The sequence below is a fragment of the Peribacillus sp. NJ11 genome (assembly GCF_030348405.1).
GTDB lineage: Bacteria > Bacillota > Bacilli > Bacillales > DSM-1321 > Peribacillus.
In genome coordinates, this window is the sequence record NZ_JAUCFO010000001.1 from 3,748,260 (window position 1) to 3,771,927 (window position 23,668).

Annotated in this window: 22 protein-coding genes and 1 riboswitch; of the genes, 21 read left to right on the plus strand and 1 reads right to left on the minus strand. The window is 39.6% G+C overall.

Annotated features, from left to right (window positions below):
• Nucleotides 1-85 precede the first annotated feature (85 nt).
• From QUF86_RS18525 to QUF86_RS18555, 7 genes are all read left to right on the plus strand, one after another.
• Complete coding sequence (locus tag QUF86_RS18525; protein ID WP_289316265.1) at nt 86-712, plus strand: FMN-dependent NADH-azoreductase; 627 nt, start codon at nt 86-88, stop codon at nt 710-712.
• A gap of 117 nt (nt 713-829) precedes the next feature.
• Nucleotides 830-2,626 (plus strand): oligoendopeptidase F, encoded by a 1,797-nt coding sequence (pepF, locus tag QUF86_RS18530; RefSeq protein WP_289335151.1) that lies wholly within the window; start codon nt 830-832, stop codon nt 2,624-2,626.
• Nucleotides 2,627-2,850: 224 nt separating this feature from the next.
• Entirely contained in the window at nt 2,851-5,097 is a 2,247-nt protein-coding gene (locus tag QUF86_RS18535) for an AAA domain-containing protein (RefSeq protein WP_289335152.1), read from the plus strand.
• 290 nt (nt 5,098-5,387) lie between these two features.
• Complete coding sequence (locus QUF86_RS18540; protein ID WP_289335153.1) at nt 5,388-6,386, plus strand: LLM class flavin-dependent oxidoreductase; 999 nt, start codon at nt 5,388-5,390, stop codon at nt 6,384-6,386.
• 93 nt (nt 6,387-6,479) lie between these two features.
• On the plus strand, nt 6,480-7,502 hold the full coding sequence (locus QUF86_RS18545; protein ID WP_289335154.1) for an LLM class flavin-dependent oxidoreductase: 1,023 nt from the start codon (nt 6,480-6,482) through the stop codon (nt 7,500-7,502).
• A gap of 90 nt (nt 7,503-7,592) precedes the next feature.
• The gene (gene pabB / locus QUF86_RS18550; RefSeq protein WP_289335156.1) at nt 7,593-9,341 is read left to right on the plus strand and encodes an aminodeoxychorismate synthase component I; all 1,749 of its coding nucleotides are present in this window, start codon (nt 7,593-7,595) and stop codon (nt 9,339-9,341) included.
• A gap of 101 nt (nt 9,342-9,442) precedes the next feature.
• Nucleotides 9,443-10,774, plus strand: coding sequence for a D-serine ammonia-lyase (locus QUF86_RS18555; protein WP_289318369.1), 1,332 nt, complete (start codon nt 9,443-9,445; stop codon nt 10,772-10,774).
• A 36-nt stretch (nt 10,775-10,810) separates the two neighbouring features.
• Here QUF86_RS18555 and pdxR read toward each other — a convergent pair whose 3' ends face one another.
• Nucleotides 10,811-12,205, minus strand: a complete 1,395-nt coding sequence (gene pdxR, locus QUF86_RS18560) for a MocR-like pyridoxine biosynthesis transcription factor PdxR (protein ID WP_289316271.1) — start codon at nt 12,203-12,205, stop codon at nt 10,811-10,813.
• A gap of 133 nt (nt 12,206-12,338) precedes the next feature.
• On the opposite strand from pdxR, the gene pdxS reads away from it, so the two are divergent.
• The 14 genes from pdxS (at nt 12,339) to QUF86_RS18630 (ending at nt 23,647) form a co-directional block, all read left to right on the plus strand.
• Nucleotides 12,339-13,226 (plus strand): pyridoxal 5'-phosphate synthase lyase subunit PdxS, encoded by an 888-nt coding sequence (gene pdxS, locus QUF86_RS18565; protein ID WP_061463387.1) that lies wholly within the window; start codon nt 12,339-12,341, stop codon nt 13,224-13,226.
• A 1-nt stretch (nt 13,227) separates the two neighbouring features.
• Nucleotides 13,228-13,827, plus strand: a complete 600-nt coding sequence (gene pdxT / locus QUF86_RS18570) for a pyridoxal 5'-phosphate synthase glutaminase subunit PdxT (RefSeq protein WP_289316273.1) — start codon at nt 13,228-13,230, stop codon at nt 13,825-13,827.
• A gap of 89 nt (nt 13,828-13,916) precedes the next feature.
• Nucleotides 13,917-14,663, plus strand: a complete 747-nt coding sequence (locus QUF86_RS18575; protein ID WP_289336252.1) for an SDR family NAD(P)-dependent oxidoreductase — start codon at nt 13,917-13,919, stop codon at nt 14,661-14,663.
• 173 nt (nt 14,664-14,836) lie between these two features.
• Complete coding sequence (locus QUF86_RS18580; RefSeq protein ID WP_289316274.1) at nt 14,837-15,424, plus strand: TetR/AcrR family transcriptional regulator; 588 nt, start codon at nt 14,837-14,839, stop codon at nt 15,422-15,424.
• Nucleotides 15,425-15,633: 209 nt separating this feature from the next.
• The gene (gene ssuE, locus QUF86_RS18585; RefSeq protein WP_289335157.1) at nt 15,634-16,167 is read left to right on the plus strand and encodes an NADPH-dependent FMN reductase; all 534 of its coding nucleotides are present in this window, start codon (nt 15,634-15,636) and stop codon (nt 16,165-16,167) included.
• A 274-nt stretch (nt 16,168-16,441) separates the two neighbouring features.
• A riboswitch (SAM riboswitch) is annotated at nt 16,442-16,550 on the plus strand.
• 171 nt (nt 16,551-16,721) lie between these two features.
• Nucleotides 16,722-16,865 (plus strand): YezD family protein, encoded by a 144-nt coding sequence (locus QUF86_RS18590; protein ID WP_072273036.1) that lies wholly within the window; start codon nt 16,722-16,724, stop codon nt 16,863-16,865.
• Between the two features lie 184 nt (nt 16,866-17,049).
• Nucleotides 17,050-17,754 carry a phosphoadenylyl-sulfate reductase gene (locus QUF86_RS18595; RefSeq protein WP_370017047.1) on the plus strand — a complete coding sequence of 235 codons (705 nt, stop codon included), beginning with the start codon at nt 17,050-17,052 and terminating at the stop codon, nt 17,752-17,754.
• Nucleotides 17,755-17,806: 52 nt separating this feature from the next.
• Nucleotides 17,807-18,955 (plus strand): sulfate adenylyltransferase, encoded by a 1,149-nt coding sequence (gene sat / locus QUF86_RS18600; protein WP_289335159.1) that lies wholly within the window; start codon nt 17,807-17,809, stop codon nt 18,953-18,955.
• A 43-nt stretch (nt 18,956-18,998) separates the two neighbouring features.
• Complete coding sequence (gene cysC / locus QUF86_RS18605) at nt 18,999-19,598, plus strand: adenylyl-sulfate kinase (protein ID WP_289335160.1); 600 nt, start codon at nt 18,999-19,001, stop codon at nt 19,596-19,598.
• A 16-nt stretch (nt 19,599-19,614) separates the two neighbouring features.
• Nucleotides 19,615-21,240 carry a nitrite/sulfite reductase gene (locus QUF86_RS18610; protein WP_289335162.1) on the plus strand — a complete coding sequence of 542 codons (1,626 nt, stop codon included), beginning with the start codon at nt 19,615-19,617 and terminating at the stop codon, nt 21,238-21,240.
• Nucleotides 21,241-21,260: 20 nt separating this feature from the next.
• Nucleotides 21,261-21,476: a DUF3906 family protein gene (locus QUF86_RS18615; RefSeq protein ID WP_063233666.1), complete on the plus strand. Its 216-nt coding sequence runs from the start codon at nt 21,261-21,263 to the stop codon at nt 21,474-21,476.
• 19 nt (nt 21,477-21,495) lie between these two features.
• Nucleotides 21,496-22,272: a uroporphyrinogen-III C-methyltransferase gene (cobA, locus tag QUF86_RS18620; protein ID WP_289335163.1), complete on the plus strand. Its 777-nt coding sequence runs from the start codon at nt 21,496-21,498 to the stop codon at nt 22,270-22,272.
• Entirely contained in the window at nt 22,273-23,034 is a 762-nt protein-coding gene (locus tag QUF86_RS18625; RefSeq protein ID WP_289335165.1) for a sirohydrochlorin chelatase, read from the plus strand.
• A complete protein-coding gene (locus QUF86_RS18630; RefSeq protein WP_289316282.1) occupies nt 23,015-23,647 on the plus strand; it encodes an NAD(P)-binding protein in 633 nt (210 codons plus the stop codon). The genes QUF86_RS18625 and QUF86_RS18630 overlap by 20 nt, the downstream gene beginning before the upstream one ends.
• The last annotated feature ends 21 nt before the right edge of the window (nt 23,648-23,668 follow it).

Below are 23,668 nucleotides of genomic sequence, written 5' to 3' on the forward strand. Positions count from 1 at the left end.
TTCGAGATATATGGATTAAACATTTATTTTGAAACTGTACTTTTTTCTGACACATACAAAAATTAAATTCTTGGGGGAACTGAAAATGTCTAAAGTATTATTTGTTAAATCAAATGACCGTCCAGCGGATCAAGCTATTAGCGTGAAAATGTATGAAACGTTTTTGAACACATACAAGGAAGCAAATAGTAACGATGAAATAACTGAATTGGATTTATTTAAACTGAACTTACCTTACTATGGAAATACAGCAATTACTGCACTATATAAACGCAGCCAAGGAATGGAATTGACTGAAGAAGAAGTTGAGATTGCTGAAATCGTGCAACAATACTTGAATCAATTCCTTGCTGCCGACAAAGTGGTATTTGCCTTCCCGCTATGGAACTCAACGGTTCCTGCGCCATTGGTAACTTATATTTCTTATCTTGCTCAAGCTGGTACAACTTTCAAATACACAGCTGAAGGCCCTGTAGGCTTGGTTGGAGGTAAGAAAGTGGCTTTGCTTAATGCTCGTGGATCGGATTATGCATTGCCTGGTATGGATGCTGGCGAAATGGCAGAGAGATACGTAACGATGAATTTAAACTTATGGGGCATAACAAACCCAGTAACGGTTGTTATCGAGGGACATAATCAATATCCAGATCGTACACAGGATATCGTTGCAGAAGGATTGGCGAAAGTTGCTGAAACTGCGGCAAAATTCTAATTGATGAAAGAAAAACCAGTATGTATTTTTAACATACTGGTTTTTCTATGCAGATTTTTCTGAAAGTCGATTATAATAAAGGGTAAGCCTATAAGCATGAAAGGAAGTGCCGATAATATGCAAATGTTTAAATCACGTGACGAAATCAAAGAGGAAGAAACATGGAACTTAAAGGATATTTACGAAGATCAGGCTAAATGGGATAAAGATTATCAAGAAGTACTTAAGATGACAGATAAATTAAAGGCATATGATGGGCATATTCAATCTTCTCAAGATTTGTTCGAGTATTTACGATTAAGTGAGGAACTTGGGTACATTTATAACAAGCTGTATGTATATGCCATGCTGCAAGCCGATTTGGATACAAGGGTTACCTCATCCCAAGCATTACTGGATCGAGCAGCTCGGTTAGGGCAGAAAATGAGTAATGCAACTGCATTTTTCATGCCGTTCCTTTTGAGCCTGGAAGAACAAACATTAAAAGGGTACATAAAAGAGATAGAAGGTTTAAAATATTTTGAAGAAGATCTCCTGGATTCCTATCGCTATAAAGCCCATGTGTTAGCGAAAGAACAAGAAGAGGTCCTTTCTCAAGTAGGCGAAGCCTTTTCAGCACCCCAAAAAACGTTCGGGATGATCAACAATGCTGATATTAAATTTGGGGAAGTTACGAATGAAGACGGCGATAGGGTAGAGCTTACGCGAGGAATGTATTCCAAATTGATTGAAGACGATGATCGCGATAAAAGAAAAGAGGCGTATATCGCCTATTATCAACCATATATACAGTTGAAGAATACCATCGCTTCCACACTTTCTACAGCAATCAAGAATAATGTGAATCTTTCAAAACTAAGAAATTATCCATCTGCCTTGGAAAAGTCCTTATTTGGAGATCAAGTTCCAAAAGAAGTATATGATAATTTGATTATGTCAACTAAACAAAATATCGGCCCCATGCATAAATACATTCATCTAAGAAAAAAATTGCTGGGGGTAGAAGAATTACGTGCTTATGATTTAAGTGTACCATTGGTGGAAGGTGCTAAAGAGGAAATTTCTTATGATGATGGTTTTGCTTTGATGGTGGAAGCACTGAAACCTCTTGGCGAAGAATATATCACAACACTGAAAACCTTTAAGGAAAAAAGATATATCGATGTCAGGGAAACACCTGGAAAACGTTCAGGCGCTTATAATTTAGGACTTTATGGTGTTCATCCGTTCATCTTATTAAATCACCGTGATGATTTAGACAGTGTATTTACACTTGCCCATGAATCTGGACATGGCATGCATTCTTACTATAGCTCAAAATATCAACCGCAAATAAGTGCAGGATATTCCATTTTTGTTGCTGAGGTTGCATCCACTGTGAATGAAATCCTGCTGATCCGACATTTGATTAAGACAACAAAAGACGTGCAAAAGAAAAAACACTTACTTAACCATTTCATAGATAGTTTTAAAGGAACGTTCTTCACACAGGTGATGTTTGCGGAATTTGAAAAGATTGTACATGAAAAAGCTGAAAATGATGAACCTCTAAATGCCGAGGTTTTTAATACAGCTTATGAATCGATATTCCGAGCTTATAATGGAGATGAAATAATTTTCGATGAAGAAGTGAAGTATGGGTGGTCACGCATTCCACACTTCTATCGTCCGTTTTACGTCTACAAATATGCAACTGGTTACGTTTCAGCTATTACGATCGCAGATAAGATCATTTCCGGGGACCAAAAAACACTTGAAAGTTATTTGACGTTCTTGAAAAGCGGGAGTTCCGATTTCCCATTGGAGTTGCTTAAGAAAACAGGCGTAGATTTAACTAAACCTGATCCAATCGAAAATGCAATGAGGATTTTCAGTGATCTGGTTGATGAATTCACGGAGTTATCAGAGGGCTAATCTAAACCATTTCTTCCAAAAGAGCCCATGGTATGATGTTATAAAAAATGCTATAGTTAAACTATTGGCGTAGGAAAGGCCCAATCTTTTGATTGGGCCTTATTTTATATGTTAAAGAAACGAATACTGCGCGAAAAAGGTCATAGGGACAGATATTTTCTACATCGGAGCTTTAGGCCAGTTTCTTTAAACTTCAATGGCATATTTTGTGAGGAAAGTGAAAAATGAATTCAACAGTTAATTATATAAAAGAATGGCAGCAGGCCCTACAACTTGAAATCCTGCATTTAAAAAAATACGGCAGCACAAAATACCTGGTTTCGAACGGCCATCTGCTTACAAGTGACGGGTCTTTCAGCTATTATTTTGAAACAGGTTCATCGATAAAAATTCCTGTCGGTTCCCTCGTTCGACTGGAATGGGGAGGAATTAAACAGGATGGAAGGATCCTCTCATCGGAAGGGAAAAGTATAATTATCGTATTTGATCGCTCGTTAGGTGATATGATCGGTGAAGCCTTTTTATACCATGATCCATGGGAGTTGCTAGAACAATTGATTATCCGCTTGGATGAAATCAAGAGAAGTAAAAAGAAAAGGCTTCGGATCAAGCGCCTGATGGACCCATCCATGCCTCAAAAACATCCTGTTAACGAAAAACTAAGCAGTGTGAAAGAGCTATATGCCCGTTCGAAGTTCAATCCTGTCACTTTTGTCTGGGGACCCCCTGGAACAGGAAAAACCTATACGCTGGCACGTACAGTAGCCAATCATTATTTACAAGATAAAAAAGTACTGGTCTTGTCCCATAGCAACCAGGCTGTAGATGTTTTGATGGCTGAGATTTCTTCATTCATTAAAAAGAAAGATCGTTTCAAAGAAGGCGATGTGCTTCGCTATGGGTCTCAAATCGGTGAATCTCTAGCCATCCATGATGATATTGTTACGGGACAATTATTAGGTAAACATGAACCGACATTAGTTAAAGAAAAAGAACAGCTTGGAGAAGAGAAACGTTTATTAAAACATGACTTGGCTGGCTCCTTCAGTAAAAGGGATACGGATCAATTAATCGAGATAGAAAAAAAACTGGCCAAAGTTTTGGAGAAAATCCGCCAAAAAGAGGTTCAATTAGTAAAAGAAGCAAAAATCATCGGTACGACCTTGGCTAAAGCCGCAAATGACGAAACGATTTATCAAAAGGAATATGATCTGGTCATTTTGGACGAAGCGAGCATGGCTTACGTACCACAGGTGGCATTTGCTGCAGCGATATCCAAACATATTATCGTTTGTGGTGATTTCAAACAATTGCCGCCTATTGCTTCCGCTCGTGATTCACTCGTGAAACTTTGGCTGAAGGAAGACATCTTTCATCGGTCCGGTGTCGCTCAATCTGTGGAAGAAGGAGAACTTCATCCTCATTTATTCCTTTTAAAAGAACAGCGCCGCATGCATCCTGATATTTCGGCATTCACTAATCGTATCGTCTATAACAATTTTGTTGGGGATCATGAAAGTGTTGCGACTAGCAGGGAGAGCATAATGCAGGCGGAACCGTTTCCCAATAAGGCAGCCGCACTAGTCGATACTAGCTTATCAGGGGAATATTGCATCACTGAACGCACTTCCCACTCGAGAATGAATCTTTGGCAATTGCTTTTATCTTTTCAACTGATTCATGAAGCGTATATGGGCGGGACAAGGTCAATTGGTTATGTCGCCCCATATCGTGCTCAGGCAGACTTGATGGAAAAACTATTGGATGATTTATATGTCAAAGAACGGCAAACGGCTGATATCATCGCAGCAACTGTACACCGTTTTCAGGGAAGTGAACGTGAAATGATGATTTTTGACACAGTTGATAGTTATCCGCAAAACAGGGCTGGAATGTTATTGACAGGGAGAGAAAGTGAAAGGCTCATTAACGTGGCAATAACAAGGACGAAAGGGAAGTTTGTACATGTATGTGACACTTCATTTGTTAACAAACACGTTTATCGCAGTAAAACACTCCGTCAGCTTGTCGATCATCAAATTCAAAATGATCAGTTTGTGTCAAAGAAAGACATTGGAAAATGGGTTAAACACCAACACCCAAAATTGCAATGGATGCATGCCCGTAAATTGGGTGATTTTATGGAAGATATTGAATCAGCAAAACAAGAGATGGTTCTGGCAGTGCCGGATTTAAACAGTTTGTCAGAAGAATGGAAGCTATACTTAATGAAACGAAACCCAGCAGTGAAATTGACGATTATATCAGTAAAAAGAAACCCTGATATAAATTCTGATCATTTTATTTGTTCACCGGTATCCTTTTCGTTTATCATCATTGATAAACGAGTTACCTGGTTAGGTTTGCCCGTAGAGTCCAATAATCGGATACAGCCCCCATTTATAGCGGCTCGTTTGGATTCGCAAATAATGGCTGATGAATTACTATCTCAATTCAAAAAAAATGAATAGCTCCGGAAAAGGCCCTTTTATAGGGCTTTTTTTATTTTACAAAATGTATATTCCTTAAAATACCTCGCTAGAATATATGTTATTCTCTTGAGCCACCTACTAAAGTTAATATATTAAAACAAAGACCTCGTCAGAATATATCAATTACCCATAATCCCGAATCTGGATTCAACTCTTATAATTTCCGCTAAAGGCTGGAAACTACAATAACATAGCAAGCTTTTCATGCGACTTTCGAATAGTTATGATTTACTATTAAGTTACGAAAGACAAGAAAGGGGGGTAATAAAATGAAACTGGGTATATTAGATCAATCCCCAATTGCATCCGGACAATCTGCACAAGAAGCATTACAGGCCTCACTGCAACTTGCTCAAGAAGGCGATAGGCTAGGTTATAGCAGAATCTGGTTTACTGAACATCATGATCTGCCGGGATTGGCCTGTTCCGTTCCTGAGGTGTTGATAAGCTATATTGCTGCGCAAACCAAAAATATCAGAATTGGATCTGGGGCAGTGCTGCTTCCGCATTATAAGCCATATCGGATAGCGGAGACTTATAATATGCTTGCGACCCTTTTTCCAGGCAGGATTGATATGGGACTGGGACGCGCTCCTGGTGGATCTGCGGAAGCTACGATGGCCTTATCCGATAATTTTCTTCAGAATGTTTACAAAATGCCTGAACTTGTTAAGGAACTGTTGAATTTTCTTAGAGATGAATTTCCGAAAGAACATCCCTTTTCAAATGTTTCTGCTGCTCCTATCCCAAAGGTATCTCCTGAACCATGGATATTGGGAACAAGCGGGAAAAGCGCAAAACTTGCCGCTGAGAATGGTACTGCATACGCATTTGGTGAATTTATGAGTGAAAATGATGGAGTGCAGAGTTTTCAGCAATACCGTGATAACTTCCTATCGAAAGGGTTACTTAAAGCTCCTAAAACAATCGTTACGGTTGCTGCCATATGTGCGGAAACCGAGGAACTTGCAAAAGAAATCGCTCTTAGCAACACCCTATGGAAAATTCAAAGTGGACAAGGGGAAAGAAGGCGGGTTCCAAGCATAGAAGAGGTAAGGAATCATGTTTGGACTGAAAAAGAAAAAGCACTGATGGAAACCATGCATGAAAAACTGATTTTTGGTACACCTTCACAAGTGAAGTATCGTCTTTTTGAGATTCAGGAGAAATATCTAGCAGATGAAATCATGCTGATAACCATCACCCATAAGTTGGAGGATAGGCTTAATTCGTTTCGTTTGATTGCCAGGGAAATTCTTAACAGTTAATCCCTTCGAGCATTTTGTGTGCATTTTGTGTGCATTTTCTATATGATGGCTTTGCGTCCAATTTATCATAATTGAAAGAAAGAAGATGAAGATATGAATGCTGATCAACATGCAAAAAAACTTAGCGACATTTCTTTTTCCGTTCTGGACCTAGCTTCTATTGTTGAGGGTGGTACAGTTTCGGGAGCTTTTAAAAATACAATAGATTTAGCCAAGCATGTGGAGCAATGGAATTATAACCGTTTCTGGGTTGCAGAACACCATAGCATGCCAGGGATCGCAAGCTCTGCAACGTCAGTGCTTATTGGCTATGTGGCAGGAAAGACGGAAAGAATTCGCGTGGGTTCTGGTGGCATAATGCTGCCGAATCATGCACCACTTGTTATCGCAGAACAATTTGGAACATTGGAAGCAATGTATCCTGGTAGAATAGATTTGGGACTTGGGCGAGCTCCGGGAAGCGACCAATTTACGGCTATGGCTCTCCGGGGTGATGTACGTAATAACGGTCAGGATTTTCCTGAACAATTAGCACAGCTCCGCAGTTATTTGGATGCGGATTCTAAACATAATCGTGTTCGTGCCATCCCTGGAGAAGGACAGGACATTCCGATTTGGCTGCTTGGTTCAAGTGGCTTCAGTGCAGCATTATCAGCTCAGCTGGGATTGCCATTTTCATTTGCAAGCCATTTTTCCCCTGAAAATACCCAACCAGCTTTAGCTCGTTACCGCAATAATTTCCAACCATCCGACGTTCTCGATAAACCTTATGTCATGGTTGGTGTCAATGTTTTTGCAGCAGATTCTTCGGAAGAAGCACAAAGGATTGCTACATCTTATCAACAGCAATTCTTGAATTTGATCCGTAATACACCAGGACAACTTGCTCCTCCAGTTGATACGATGGAGGGCATTTGGACAGAATATGAAAAGGCCATTGTCATGAAACAGCTTAATGCCTCCATTATAGGAAATCCGGAAGAGGTAAAAGAGCAGTTGCAGACCTTTTTAGATGAAACCCAGGCGGATGAAATGATTATAAACTCTGCCATTCATGATCAGGATGCACGCCTTCGTTCTTATGAAATCATTGCAGAAGTGACTGGAATGAAATAAGTGTCATTGAATGAGCTTGCAGATCACGTGTCTGCAAGCTTTTTAAAAATACATAACGATTGACTTTATAAACTAAGTTAGGAGAAAAGAATGAAACGAGAAGATCCTTTATCCTTAGTATTTCACTTCACAGATAAACAAGGTGACAGCAGGCCACTCTATTTTACGAACCCGAAAAAAGTGTTCACCGCCCATTCCATTGGGGATGTCCTTCCTCAATTTCAAAAAGTCCAGGAAGCGATCGAACAGGGGCATTACGCAGCGGGATATGTTTCCTATGAAGCTGCACCTGCTTTTGAAAAATCTTTTAAAGTAAAAGATGGAGCCAAAATGCCATTATTATGGTTCGGAATTTTTGATAAACCGGAAGAACAATTACCTGGAAAAATGACAGGGACTTTTAATTTGGCTGAATGGGAATCAGAAACAGATTCAAATACCTATCATTCCGGGTTTCAAAGAATAAAATCCGAAATTGAGAAAGGCAATACGTACCAAGTGAATTATACGATGCGTTTGCAATCCAAGTTCGAAGGAGATGACTTCGCTTTCTTTAATCGCTTGAAGAGAGCTCAACGCTCGAACTATAGTGCATATTTGAATGTGGGGACACATCGAATCCTCTCTGCTTCACCTGAGTTGTTTTTCCGTTGGGAAGATGGTCAGCTGATTACTCGACCAATGAAAGGAACGGTAAAGCGGGGAACGACACTGAAAATGGATCAGCTCAATGCAGACTGGTTAGCAGCCTCGGAAAAGAATCAAGCTGAAAACTACATGATTGTGGACCTGCTCAGAAATGATTTGGGAATGATTGCAGAACCAGGAAGTGTCGAGGTTCCACAACTTAAGGCAATTGAAAAATATCCGACCGTTTGGCAAATGACATCCACGATAACAGCCGATACGAAACCCGGAACAACAATCATTGATATATTCAAGGCCCTTTTTCCATGTGGATCGATAACAGGGGCACCTAAAATAAAAACGATGGAAATCATCACCGATATCGAAAATTCCCCACGTGAAGTTTATTGCGGTGCAATCGGGTTTATCACTCCTGATTCCGAAGCCGTTTTTAATGTGCCGATTCGTACGGTCGTGATCGAAAAGGAAACAGGTAAAGCCGAGTATGGGGTAGGCGGGGGAATCACTTGGGATTCCGAGTTAACGGAAGAATATGACGAAGCCTTTTTAAAGGCCAAATTATTGACAGTCGAAAGTCCTGCGTACAAACTATTGGAATCGATGAAGCTTAACGATGGAGAATATTATTTGTTGAATGATCATATCGATCGGATGAAACAATCCGCTGATTACTTTAATTATCGGTTCTCTGAATTGAAACTTAGAGATCAACTCCAAAAGTATGCGGATTTGAATAAAGGCACGTTGCAAAAGGTAAGGGTACTACTTAATGAATATGGTGAAATTGAAGTCTCCGGACAAGCAATTAAGCCTCTTGATTCAGAATTAACAGCTATCTTGGCTGAAACTCCAATATCAAGCGGAAATCCCTTTCTTTTTCATAAGACGACTAATCGTGATGTATATGAAGGCTTTCAAATGAATAATCCTGACTTCCATGACGTTCTACTTTGGAATGAAGAAGGATACATCACGGAATTCACGAACGGAAATGTAGTGGTGAAAATAAATGGAGACCTCTTTACGCCTCCTGTGGAATCAGGACTACTTGCTGGAACCTTTCGTCAAGAGTTAATCAGGAAGAAGGAAATCAAAGAAAAGCCCATTTCAAAGGCTGACCTTAATAGCGCTGAGGAAATTTGGTTTATTAATAGCGTGCGAGGGAAATTAAAAGTGAATTTAACATTCTAAGCTGATTTCCCTAAAAAAATGATAATTGTAATCTTTATTGCAGTTTGTTGAGTTATAGTAGATGATGAATACTACATATACTGGGAGGGACTGCTGTGGAGATGCATAAAATCGCAGGTTTATCGATTATGGAGTGGAAGACGAAAGATCCAATGCTTAAAAATCTTATAAACATGGATGAAGTCTTCTGGATGAATCCAAATTACGGTGCCAAACAAGAAAACCCAATCGTCCATGCTGAACAGGTTAAAACGGCTGAGGACAGATTGGATAGATTCGCAAATTATATGATTAATGCCTTTCCGGAAACTGGACCAATGGAGGGAATCATTGAATCACCACTAGTTGAGATTCCTTCCATGCAAAAAAACTTGGAAGAATCCTATAAGACTGAAATGGCTGGGAAACTTTTGCTTAAATGTGACAGTCATTTACCTATTTCAGGATCTATCAAGGCACGCGGAGGTATTTACGAGGTGTTGAAACGTGCCGAGGAAATTGCCATGAAGCATGGTGGTTTAAGACTAACTGATAACTATGGAATACTTGCGAGTGATGAATACAAAGAGCTTTTTTCAAAATATTCGATTGCGGTCGGTTCAACCGGCAATTTAGGAATGAGTATTGGAATAATAAGCGCTAAGCTGGGGTTTAGAGTAACAGTCCATATGTCGGCAGATGCCAAACAGTGGAAAAAGGATAAATTAACAAGTCTTGGTGTCATAGTAAGGGAATATGATGATGATTATAGTAAAGCTGTGGAAGAAGGCCGTATGGAAGCATCACTTGATCCCAATTGCCATTTTATCGATGATGAAAATTCGGTGGATTTGCTGCTGGGATATGCGACGGCTGCAACGCGGCTGAAGAAACAACTGAAAGATATGTCCATTCCAGTTGACGAAGATCACCCTTTGTTTGTGTACTTACCGTGTGGAGTCGGCGGCGGACCAGGCGGTATCACATATGGGCTCAAGTTAGCCTTCGGAGATGATGTTCATTGTTTTTTTGCAGAACCGACACACTCACCATGCATGACGCTCGGATTGATGACAGGCCTTCATGACAAAGTCTCGGTGCAGGAATTTGGAATCGATAATAAGACGGAAGCGGATGGACTTGCTGTCGGAAGACCTTCAGCGTTAGTTTCCAGTATGATGACGACCATGTTAAGCGGCAGCTATACCATAGAGGATAAAAGGTTATTCGAACTGCTCCGTGAGATGGCAGAGACGGAAGGTTATTATTTAGAGCCATCTGCCCTCGCAGGAGCATTCGGACCCATACAACTTTTTTCAGGTCCAGAAGGAAGGAAATATCTTAGGGACCAAAAACTGCTGGATAAAATGAACCAATCCACACATATCATCTGGGCGACTGGCGGAAGCATGGTACCCAAGGATATGATGGAACAATATTTATCTAAAAGTTAAAAAAAAGAAGTTCACGACAGTGAACTTCTTTTTTCTTTATAAACCCCATGATTTCAATAAAAGGTGAATGGCTTTTTCCAATTCAGATTCAGGAATCCCTGCAAAGCCCAATATGATTTTAGGAGGATGTTCGTCAATTTTTTCGATCGAATATGTGGATAATCCATAAATTTTAATACGGTCTTCGTTTGCCATTTGAATAAGTGTCTGTTCATCCATGCCGTTCTTAACGATGAGGACGATATGTAATCCTGACCGCTCACCAGTGATGGTTATTTGTTGATGTGGTTTAAACAGCTCGATCACTTTATCCAACTTGCGCCGGTAAACTTTCCTCATCCGATTTAAATGCTTTTCGAAATCCCCTTCCTTCATGAACTGTGTCAACACATGTTGATCAATTCGTGAAACGGTTGAATGGTAAAAAGATAATTTCTGTTGATGCATTTGTAACAGCGGAGCGGGTAGAACCATATAACTGATCCGAATTGATGGCATCAATGATTTGGAGAATGATCCTAAGTAAATCACCTTATCACCAGCATCCATACTTTGTAAGGAAGGAATTGTTTTTCCACTATAACGAAATTCACTATCGTAATCGTCTTCGATAATATAGCGGTTTGCTGCCCCTTGAGCCCAGTTCAGCAATCGCGTCCGTCTGTTAACGGATAAGATCGTCCCATAGGGGAAGTGATGTGAGGGAGTGACATACACTACATCGATCTTTGAATCTTCAATTGGGTTTACCTTTACGCCTTCTTCATCAATTTGCAGTGGATGGACTTCATTTGGGTAGCTGCGTAAAATCCGGTGAATCAAGTGAAATCCAGGATCTTCAACACCATAAATGGCATTTTTATCGAAAAGAAGGACAAGCTGCTGCAATAAAATTTCCATTCCTGCACCAATGATGATCTGTTCGGGCACACATTGAACCCCACGTGCATGATACACATAATGGGCAATTTCACATCGTAATTCATATTCCCCTCTAGAATCCCCCAGTAAAAGAAGATCTTGATGCGATTCATCAATTTTATTTTTCGTGTATTTTCTCCATTTTTCAAATGGGAAGTTTTCCGTGTCAATTTGGCTGGGATGAAAATGATACAGTAAATCCCCTTCATTATCATTAATTTGTTCCAAGGAAACTTGGTTGGTTTGCGTATACTCTAAATCCTCGAATGTTTGAATATAGTACCCTTTTCTTGGTATGACTTCAACGTATCCTTCAGCAGTTAATTGTTCATATGCTGTCTCGACAGTATTTTGACTAATCTGAAGGAACTCTGCCAATTTACGTTTGGAAGGCAGTTTTGAGCCATAAAGAAGACGGCCATCAATGATTTCTTTTTTAATATGTGAATATAATTGTTCGTACAAAGGTACTTCACTAAATCGATTTAAATCACAAGTTAGCATATTCATATTGTTTCCGCCTTTTAGATAAAATTATACTGACCCCATTAAATTAATTAAAACTGACACTTTCAATACGGTCAACTATTTTTTATACTAAACACAACAAATCTAAAAAATGCAAATATTAGGGGGAAGAGAAATGGAAAAATTATTAGGAACTGACACAGTAAAAAGAGGAATGGCACAAATGCAAAAGGGTGGCGTAATTATGGACGTCATAAATGCAGAACAAGCAAAAATTGCTGAAGCATCAGGTGCTGTCGCTGTCATGGCATTGGAGAGGGTTCCTTCAGACATCCGTGCGGCTGGCGGGGTAGCAAGAATGGCAGATCCGCGAATTGTCGAGGAAGTAATGAATGCAGTATCCATCCCGGTCATGGCTAAAGCAAGGATTGGCCATATTGTTGAATCAAGGATCCTGGAATCCATGGGAGTGGATTATATCGATGAAAGTGAAGTGCTGACGCCTGCTGATGAAGAATATCATATATTAAAAAGTGATTTCACAGTTCCTTTCGTTTGTGGCTGCCGTGATTTAGGCGAAGCTTCACGCCGTATTGGAGAAGGAGCATCGATGCTTCGTACAAAAGGAGAACCAGGTACAGGTAATATCGTGGAAGCTGTGCGTCATATGAGAAAGGTACAGTCCCAAATTCGTAAAGTGAGCATCATGAGTGATGATGAATTAATGACGGAAGCAAAAAATATTGGTGCCCCTTATGAAATTTTAAGAGAAATCAAACGGACTGGTAAATTGCCTGTAGTTAACTTTGCAGCTGGCGGAATTGCCACTCCAGCAGATGCAGCACTGATGATGGAATTGGGAGCAGATGGCGTATTCGTGGGGTCCGGTATTTTTAAATCGGAAAATCCAGAAAAATTCGCTTCTGCAATCGTTCAAGCGACTACATATTTCACAGATTATGAATTGATAGGCCGGTTGTCAAAAGAGTTGGGCAGTGCAATGAAAGGAATCGATATTTCCAAACTAGCTCCAGCAGAACGTATGCAGGAACGTGGATGGTAATATGATAACTATCGGTGTTTTGGGATTACAGGGTGCAGTTGAAGAACACTTGAACCAAATCAATGCTGCCGGTGAACAAGCAATACTTGTTAAAAAACCGGAACAGCTGCAAGAAATCGATGGCTTAATCATTCCAGGCGGAGAAAGCACCACGATGAGAAAGCTAATGGATCGTTATGGATTCAAGGAACCAATCAAAACTTTCTTCGAACATAAAAAACCTATTTTCGGTACTTGTGCGGGGATGGTATTGGCGGCCAACGAATTGACTGGTGATGAGAAGGCCTATCTTGAACTAATGGACATTTCCGTGAAAAGGAACGGATTTGGACGTCAACGGGATAGTTTCGAGGCTGAATTATCAATTAAAGGGATGGAAGAACCTTTTAAGGCCGTTTTCATCCGAGCTCCATTTGCGGATGGAATTGGAGAAGATGTAGAGATATTGGCTGTTTATGAAGAGAATGTTGTCGCTGCGAGACAAGAAAATGTCCTTGTCAGTGCGTTTCATCCAGAATTAACAGGGGATGATCGTTTCATGCAACTTTTCATTGAAATGGTTAAGACATCCATAAGTAAAGTCGAATTGAAAACCTGTTAAACAAATGAAGCTGTCCTTTTATTAGGACAGCTTTTCTTTCTGATACATTAAAAGCTAAAAGGGAATCTTGAAATTACTATTTTATACTTATAACAGCAAGAGTTGCAGTTATTACAGGAGGAGCAAGCGGAATTGGCCGAGCGACATGCTTGAAATTCGCAGCCAAAGGGGACAAGGTCGTTGTTGCGGATTTTAATGAAGAAATGGGACGGGAAACCGTTGAACGGATAACGGCGGATGGTGGAGAGGGCATTTTTGTTAAAACGGATGTTTCCAATCATGAAGATGTTGAAGCGTTAATCAATAAAGCGGTCGAAGCATACGGTAGGATCGATATCATGTTTAATAATGCCGGCATTGGTGCTGGAGGGATGATCCTCGATCAAGATATGGACGGGTACTTCAAAACGATTGGAGTGAACCAGCACGGAGTGGCCTTCGGCATCATGGCAGCTGGCAGGGAAATGAAGGAACTGGGTATCAAGGGTGTCATTATAAATACCGCCTCTGTATTTGGCTACTTAGCTTCCCATGGGACTTTTGCCTATCAGGCGTCCAAAGGAGCAGTTAGAATGATGACACAAACAGCAGCTTTGGAATTGGGTGCTTATGGAATACGCGTAGTAGGCATTGCACCAGGCGGTGTTGATACTCCAATCATACAAAGCTATAAAGATATGGGAATCATCGATAAATTGAATGCAAGTCAAATGCGAGGTAAATTAATTAAGCCAGAAACCATTGCAAATGCTGTCTATTTATTATCCTTGGAAGAAGCGGATGCAATCAATGGAAGTGTAGTCATGGTCGATGATGGCTATGCATCTTTTAAATGATTATCTGAAAAAAAAAACATCGTCCAAATTAGACGATGTTTTCTATATACGATATATGGGAATATTGATTTCTAATAGATCGAAGGTAATATTGACCGATTGGTACCATCGGGATATCATGTAAAATAGATTGGTGAAACCGGTCTTATCTTTATAAAAGAAGGTTGATATTTTTGAAAAAGGGGCAACAAACCAAAGAACGAATCATAAATGTAGCCCGAACTCTTTTTGCGACAAAAGGGTTTGACATGACAAGAACGAATGAAATTGCCTCTGCATGCAATGTTTCCGAAGCTACTATTTACAAATACTTTGAAAGCAAAAAAGATTTGCTTCTGGCTACAATTACTCCTAATGAAAAAGAGGAGTCTGAAGATGGGACAAACCATCTGTCAACTGATGATCTTGTGGAAAATCACGTTTGCACCATGATAAAAAACGTTCTTGAAAATAAAGAACAGTTTTCGATATTATTTCGGGAAACACAATTCGATCAAGATATTTCAAAGCAATATGTTGATCGAATTTTCAAGCCGAATGCCAAGCATATTGAAATACAGAAGAGAATAGATAGCGGAGAGATACAATATATTTCTGATATTATCCTATTTAATGTGGGGATCATTTCTTTCACATTGGCATTATCTACACATTATGAGATTCATCAACAGAAAAAGGAACCATATTTTACTTCTGAACGAATTAAGAGCATTGCACAACTTTTGGTATATGGTATTCATGGAAAACAAAATCATACATAATGAAACGGTCATATTAAAAGGCATGAGCATCAAGCCGCAAATATGACCGTGTTTTTTTGAATGGTAAGCAATCATTACTTGTGAAATTAAATAAACCGGAGTGTAAGATTTGACTTATATTTTTCAGACTATTACGATAAATGCATGCTGCAACAAATTCATTACGAGGATTTTTATTCTAAAACCATGTAATATGGGAGGGGATTTATATGAGCGATATCGTAATTTTATCAGGAAGTCCAGCGATTCCATCAAGAACGGACATTTCACTAAAACATATTCAATCATTAGTCGAAAACCAAGGATTTACCACAGCTTATTACTCAATTACGGATTTCTCAGCAGATGATTTATTCCAAGGGAAATATAATAGCGAAGATATCTTAAAGCTTTCGGAGAAAATACAAGCAGCCAGAGGAATCATCATTGGTTCACCGGTATATAAGGCTTCTTATACAGGGGTATTAAAAGCCTTGATTGATTTGCTGCCAGAAGGAGCTTTTAAGGGGAAGCCAGTGCTGCCCATTATGATTGGCGGAAGTAACAGGCATTTATTGGCGATTGACTATGCGCTTAAACCATTAATTTCAATATTAAAAGGCGAGCCGTTGCAGGGCATATATTTTGTGGATAAGGAAATAGATAAACAGAATTCAGAAAACCCGATCAATGACTTGAATTTAGTTGATCGCGTTCAGAGTCAGGTTCAAGAATTTATAGAAGCGATTCAGTTAAGAAATTAATAAGTAATCGACTTCAATAAAAGGAATGGAATTCAAGTAATTACTTTTTCAATGAATGACAGGCATCAATAATAGCTTAATAATGAAAATAGACTCATTTTTTTGGAGACTTTATCTAAAAAGACGAGTCTATTTTCATATTTAAATGAACATAAAATCATGAATGGAATAGTGTGTATAAAAATAACAGTTCCTCCATAATATTAAACCAAGTTATTTTATAAGAAAACTCCATTGACAAGGATTAAATATATGTTAATATTTAAAATAATAAAACTTATCCAGAGCGACGGAGGGAATTGGCCCTTTGAAGTCCAGCAACCTGCATGATGGATGCAAGGTGCTACCTCCAACAAAATGTTGATCATTTTGGAAGATAAGGTAAAGAATATTTACCTTGAAATCTTTCCATCATGGAAAGATTTTTATTTTTCGAAAAATTCTTTGGGAAACCATAACAATTTAAGGTTGTTTGGAATTATATAAATTTAATAAATTCATTTAATCAGCGGTGAAATAATATATTCGCGGATTTTCTTAAAGGAGGAACAGGTTTGGATAAAGAGAATCAGCTTGAAGAAATATTTGAACGACTTCAAGAAATGCTTAATTCAATGAAGTATGGATCGATTACACTTATTGTCCAAGATGGTAAAATCATTCAAATGGAAAGAAATGAAAAACTAAGAATTAAATAAGGTATCTGCTGACTAGAAAAACTAGAGGCGGGTTTAACTGATATAAAGAGAGTATTGGTTAGATTCGTCTCTTTTTCCTAGGGTCATTTAAACTGGGGAGATTATAACGGGCATTGATCAAAAGTAACTCTAACCAGTGACATACAGCAAGTTCTTAGAGGGGGCTGCAAAGTTGGCTGCATTAATAAACTATGAAAATTTCAACACCGGGGATTTACCTGTATTTCCTGAAGATAGTGAGACAAAAGGTGCTTTGGAAGTACTGCAATGGGCGAATGACCATTATGGAAACAAACTGATATATGCGTGTAGTTTCGGTATAGAAGGCATCGTGCTTACGGATTTATTGGCGAAGGTCAATCCCTCGGCAAAAATAGTTTTCCTTGATACAGATGTTCATTTTGAGGAAACGTACCAATTGATCGATCAAGTGAAAAAGCGATATCCAAATCTTTCGATCGAAATGAAGAAACCAGCATTGACGCTTGAAGAACAGGCAGCGGAACATGGGGATGAATTATGGCTTAGCGATTCCAATAAGTGCTGTAACATCCGTAAAATCACTCCGCTTACAGATGTGCTTTCAACGGCAACAGCCTGGCTTTCGGGACTACGGAGGGAGCAATCTGAAACAAGGGCTCTGACAGAGTATATCAATAAGGATAATAAGTTCAAGTCAGTAAAAATATGTCCACTCATACATTGGACATGGAAAGATGTTTGGCGTTATGCCCACAAAAATGGACTTCCATATAATATCCTGCATGATAATGGATATCCAAGCATTGGTTGTAAAACATGTACGGCACCTGCCTTCAATGCAGATGATTTACGCTCAGGCCGTTGGCAAGGAGCCCAAAAAACGGAATGCGGATTGCATTTATCTTAAATAAATAGAAATTATAGGCTTAAATAAATAGAAACCATAGGGGGAAATTAGCATGACAATCAGTTTACCGCACGGAGGAACACTAATCGATCTTTGGGAACCAAAATATGATTTTAGTAAAATAACAAAGTCAATCGAAATTGACGAAATAGCTTTAAGTGATCTTGAATTGATAGGCACTGGTGCCTACAGCCCGATTAAAGGTTTCTTTACAAAAAGTGACTATGAGACAGTTGTCAAGGATATGAGGCTTAGCAGCGGCCATGTATGGAGCATCCCGATTACGCTGCCTTTGAACGTTGAAGTTGCAGAAACTCTTACTATAGGTGAAGAGGTAAAGCTGACTCATGAAGGTGAAACATACGGAGTTCTCTCCGTTTCCGATATTTTCACTCCCGATAAACAATTGGAAGCGACATTAGTATATCAAACGGATGATGAGAAGCATCCTGGTGTGAAAAATTTATATAACCGCGGGGATGTATATGTCGGCGGAGAAATAAAGTTAGTCAAGAGAATAGAGCGTTCGCTATTTCAAGCAAATTATCTGGACCCAGTTGAGACAAGGAAAGCTTTTGCTGAAAAAGGCTGGGAAACGGTTGTCGGATTCCAAACGAGGAACCCTGTTCACCGTGCACATGAATATATTCAAAAGACAGCATTGGAGATTGTCGACGGCTTATTTTTAAATCCTCTTGTAGGTGCCACTAAATCCGATGACATTCCGGCAGATGTACGAATGGAAAGCTATAAAGTGTTGCTTGAAAAATATTATCCCAAGGATCGCGTCTCACTTGCAGTTTTCCCTGCTGCCATGCGTTATGCAGGACCAAGAGAAGCGATTTTCCATGCGATGGTCCGTAAAAATTATGGTTGCACCCATTTTATCGTCGGACGTGATCATGCGGGTGTGGGTGATTATTATGGCACATATGATGCTCAAAAAATCTTTGGGAATTTTAATTCAGATGAGTTAGGGATCACGCTATTATTCTTTGAACATAGTTTTTACTGTAAAGAATGTGGCAATATGGCTTCCGCTAAAACTTGTCCGCATGGCAAGGAAGACCATGTCATCCTGTCTGGAACGAAGGTAAGGGAAATGTTGCGTAATGGAGAAATTCCTCCAGCTACCTTTAGCCGTAAAGAAGTCATCGAGGTGTTGATCGAAGGTCTTAAAAAGAATGAAGTTTATAACTGATTGGACATAAATTGAAGGATCACATGAAGAGGGGGATTATTAAATGAGTAAAAGTACGAATGTCACTTGGCATGAAACGTCATTGACCAAGGAGCTCCGCCGGAAGCAGAACGGGCATGAAAGCACAGTTCTATGGTTTACAGGACTCTCGGGTTCAGGAAAATCAACGATTGCGAATGCGGTCGCTAAAGAGTTATATAATCGGAATATTCGAAGTTATGTTTTGGATGGTGATAATATCCGCCACGGTTTAAATAAAGATTTAGGTTTTTCTGAAGAGGATCGGACCGAGAATATTAGGCGAATCGGTGAGGTTTCCAAGTTATTCGTGGATAGTGGGCAGTTCGTATTGACCGCCTTCATATCACCTTTCAGGGCAGATCGGCAGATTGTACGTGATTTACTCGATGAAGGGGAGTTTATTGAAGTATACATAAAGTGTCCGATCGAAGAGTGCGAAGTGCGTGATCCAAAAGGCCTTTATGACAAGGCGCGTAAAGGAATCATTAAAGATTTTACCGGAATCGACTCTCCATACGAAGAACCTGAACAACCGGAAATCATTTTAGAATCCGACCAATACAGCATTGAAGAGTGCGTTGAACAGGTAATCGCCTATTTGACAGTAAAGAAAGCGATCTAATCAAGGAGGAAATGTAATGGTTTACGAGAAATTTTGGTCGGAAAATCCACAAATCGCTAAAAATAAAACGGAAATCTGGAAATTGGAAAAAGACGGATTGAAGATATTCGATGATATTCCACATTACGCTGCAAATGGTTTCGATTCCATTCCTAAAGAGAATTGGGATATGTTCAAGTGGGCAGGTCTATACCTGCAACGGCCAAAAGAAGCAGGTTACTGGATGATGCGTGTCGTTATTCCCGGAGGTATCCTGACTTATGATCAACAGATAACTCTAGCTAACATCGCTAAAGATTATGGGAGGGATGTATATGACATTACAACCCGTCAAGCCATTCAATTCCACTGGTTGACCATCGAACAAGTCCCGGATATCTTAAATCGTTTGGAAAAGGTTGGAATGACTACGGCCGGTGCATGTGGTGATATCACACGTAATATCATCGGTAATGCATTGGCAGGCATCGATCCTGACGAACTTTTTGATACTCGCGAGGTACTTTATGATGTATTTGAGTATTTCAGCCTTAACGAAGACTATTCGAACCTTCCTAGGAAATATAAAATGTCCATAAGTGCTAATATCCATAATGCTTCAAATGCTGAAATCAACTGTGTTTCATTCAATCCAGCTACTAAAGTAATTGATGGAGTAACGGAAGTTGGTTTTCACGTAAAAGTAGGCGGAGGGCTATCCTCCGTTCCGATGCTGGCAGAAGAACTTGACTTATTCATTTTACCTGAAAAAACAGTCGAAGTAGCGGCCGCCATCACGACGATATTCCGTGACTTTGGGTACCGTGAAAAACGTCATCGATCGCGATTGAAATTCCTTGTCGCTGATTGGGGTCCTGAACAATTCAAGGAAAAATTGCTGGAGTACACCGGTCCGCTTCCTGAAAAGGGTGAAAGTGCGGTGAAGGGATGGAATGCAGGTTATTTCTACGGCATCCATAAACAAAAGCAAGATGGTCTGAACTATGTTGGAGTCAATATACCAGTTGGTCGTCTAAATCCAGACGAAGTGATCGAGTTTGCCGAACTTGCGAAGAAATATGGAAATGGTGAAATCCGAAACTGTAATTCTCAAAATCTTATCATTCCAAATGTGCCGGATGAAAAACTTGAGGAATTAAAGCAGGAATCCATCTTTGAAAGATTTCCATATCAACCAAAAAAATTCATTGGTTATTCCGTTTCTTGTACAGGCATCGAGTATTGCAACCTGGCACTCGTTGAAACAAAAAACAGAATGAGGACCATTTCTGAAACACTGGACAAGGAGATAGATCTCGATGTACCAGTAAGGATGCATATGGTAGGTTGTCCTAATAATTGCGGTCAAAGAGCCATCGCCGAGATAGGGCTACAAGGCATAAAAATGAAGAACCAGGATAAAAAGATGGTCGAGGCTTTTGAGATATACGTCGGAGGAACGTTGAATGAAGGCGGGAAGTTCAATGAAAAACTTAAAGGAAAAGTGGAAGCTGAACAGCTCTATCATGTTCTGAAAGAACTGATCCTATTTTTCAAAGAAACAAAGCTTCTATCCGAAACCTTCCTTGATTTCGTGGAAAGGGTAGGAATACCAGAGTTACAAAGTAAGCTTGATGATATATTAACGGAAGTGGCCGTTTAATAGGGGAAGGTAAGCAATCCATGAATCTATACCGTTTCGAAGTCACTATCAAGGAAAAACCAATCCATGTCATCATTGTTGCCGATTCAGATGAAAAGGCGTTTGAACTTGTTGATATCGAGCTGGAAAAACATTTTTTGAAAATGCCTGAAGTGGATGACATCTCATTATATGAAAAAAGGAAAATTAAAAATGGAGCAGGTTTCGTTTTATCGGAATTCGAAACGATTCTCTAAGGGAAGGCAGGTTGCATAAATGGGGAAAGTATATCTAGTAGGAGCCGGTCCCGGAGATCCAGATTTAATTACATTAAAAGGATTAAAATGCATTCAAGAAGCTGATGTCATTTTATATGACCGACTTGTCAATAAAGAACTTTTGAATCATGCAAAAGACGGTGTAGAACTGATTAATTGCGGTAAACTGCCGGATTATCATTTATTGCAGCAGGATACCATCAATCGGTTCCTGGTCAAATATGCAAAAAAGGGAAAAATAGTCACTCGTTTGAAAGGCGGCGATCCATTCGTCTTTGGGAGAGGCGGGGAGGAAGCGGAAGCCCTTGCCAAAAGTGGCGTGAGCTTTGAAATCGTTCCAGGAATTACGGCTGGAATCGCCGCTACAGCTTATGCGGGAATTCCAGTTACACATAGGGACCACGCTTCATCTTTTGCAATTGTTACCGGTCATCGGAAAAAGGATGAAGAGGATAATATCAAGTGGGAATCACTTGCAAAAGGCATCGATACATTAGCCATTTACATGGGTGTTAAAAATCTGCCATATATTCAAGGAAAACTTTTGGAGCATGGAAAAAGTCCCGAGACTCCGGTAGCCCTCATTCATTGGGGGACCTTAAAAACGCAAAGGACAGCTGTCAGTACATTGGCTAATATAGTGGAAACCGCCGATAACGAACAGATTTCGAACCCTTGCATGATAGTCGTGGGCGATGTCGTTAATTTGCGAGAGAAAATTAAATGGTTTGAAGCAAAACAAACCGAAAATTTGTTGGCAAATGAGGCCTTTTAAATGGAAGCCATTTTATACATATGCCATGGTAGCCGCGTTAAAGAAGCCTCAGCCCAAGCCATTGATTTTATAAAAGTTTGTATGGCGGCACAACCCAATACCATTCAGGAGTATTGCTTCTTAGAGTTGGAAACTCCTACGATAGAAGACGTCTACGAACGCTGTGTACAAAAAGGTGCGACGAGAATAATCGCCATTCCAGTTCTATTGCTAACAGCCGTACATGCAAAACATGATATTCCAGTCATATTGAACAAAATGAAAAAACGGTACCCTGCCGTAGACTTGAAATACGGAAGGCCGATTGGTGTCAGTGATAAAATGGTTGACATTTTAGTGGAACGGTTGGAGGAAACAAATGTAAGGGTTACAGAGGATTCATTGGTTTTATTGGTTGGGAGGGGCAGTAGTGATCCCGACGTTAAAAGGGATTTAGCTCGATTGGCCGATTTGCTAAGGAACAGGTTTCCAAAAATCCGTGTGCAAGAGTGCTATTTGACAGCTGCCACACCAAGCTTTGGAGAAGCATTGGAATATGCAGAGGAATATCCATCAAACCAAGTATTTATCATTCCTTACCTATTGTTTACCGGTCTCTTAATGCAGTCCATCGAAAATAGTTTAAAAAAGATTCAAAAAAAGGGAAAGCAGAAATTCATACTTTGCCGGTATCTAGGTTATCATCCAAAGATTGAACAAGCAATATCGGAACGAATTCATGAAGTGAGTGGGGAGGGAGCTTATGTATCCAATTACGCTTAATATCGAGAACAGAAAGTGTGTCATCATCGGCGGTGGTAAAATAGGTTACTTTAAAGCGGGCCCTTTATTGGAAGCTGGTGCTGAAGTGACCGTCGTAAGCCCCGAGATATGCACGGGTTTTCAACTGTTGGAGAAGGAAGGTAAGATTAAAGTTTTACTTAAAGAAGTGGAAGAAACTGATTATAAAGATGCGTTTTTAATCATTGTTGCAACCAATTCCACTGAAGTTAATGAACGAGTGTATGAGAATGCATCCCAAAGTCAGTTGGTAAACGTAATTAGTAATCATGAGCTGGGTAATTTTCATATACCAGCCACATTGAATAGAGGCATGCTATCCATAAGTGTTTCCACCAATGGAGCAAGTCCAACGCTCGCAAAAAAAATTCGCAATGACTTAAGGGAAGTATATGATGAATCATATGAAGAATATCTTGAATTCCTTTTCGAAGCAAGGATGATTATTAAAAATGGTTCATTCTCAAAAGAGGAAAAAGCTAAGTTATTGAAAGATTCAATAGAGGATATTTATAAATATTCCCTGAAAGAAAGATTTCGTTTTTTAGCTAGGCTTTTGCCAGTAGAAGCTGAAGAAAATATATCATTGGGCTGATCAGAAAAACTGAAGGCACCT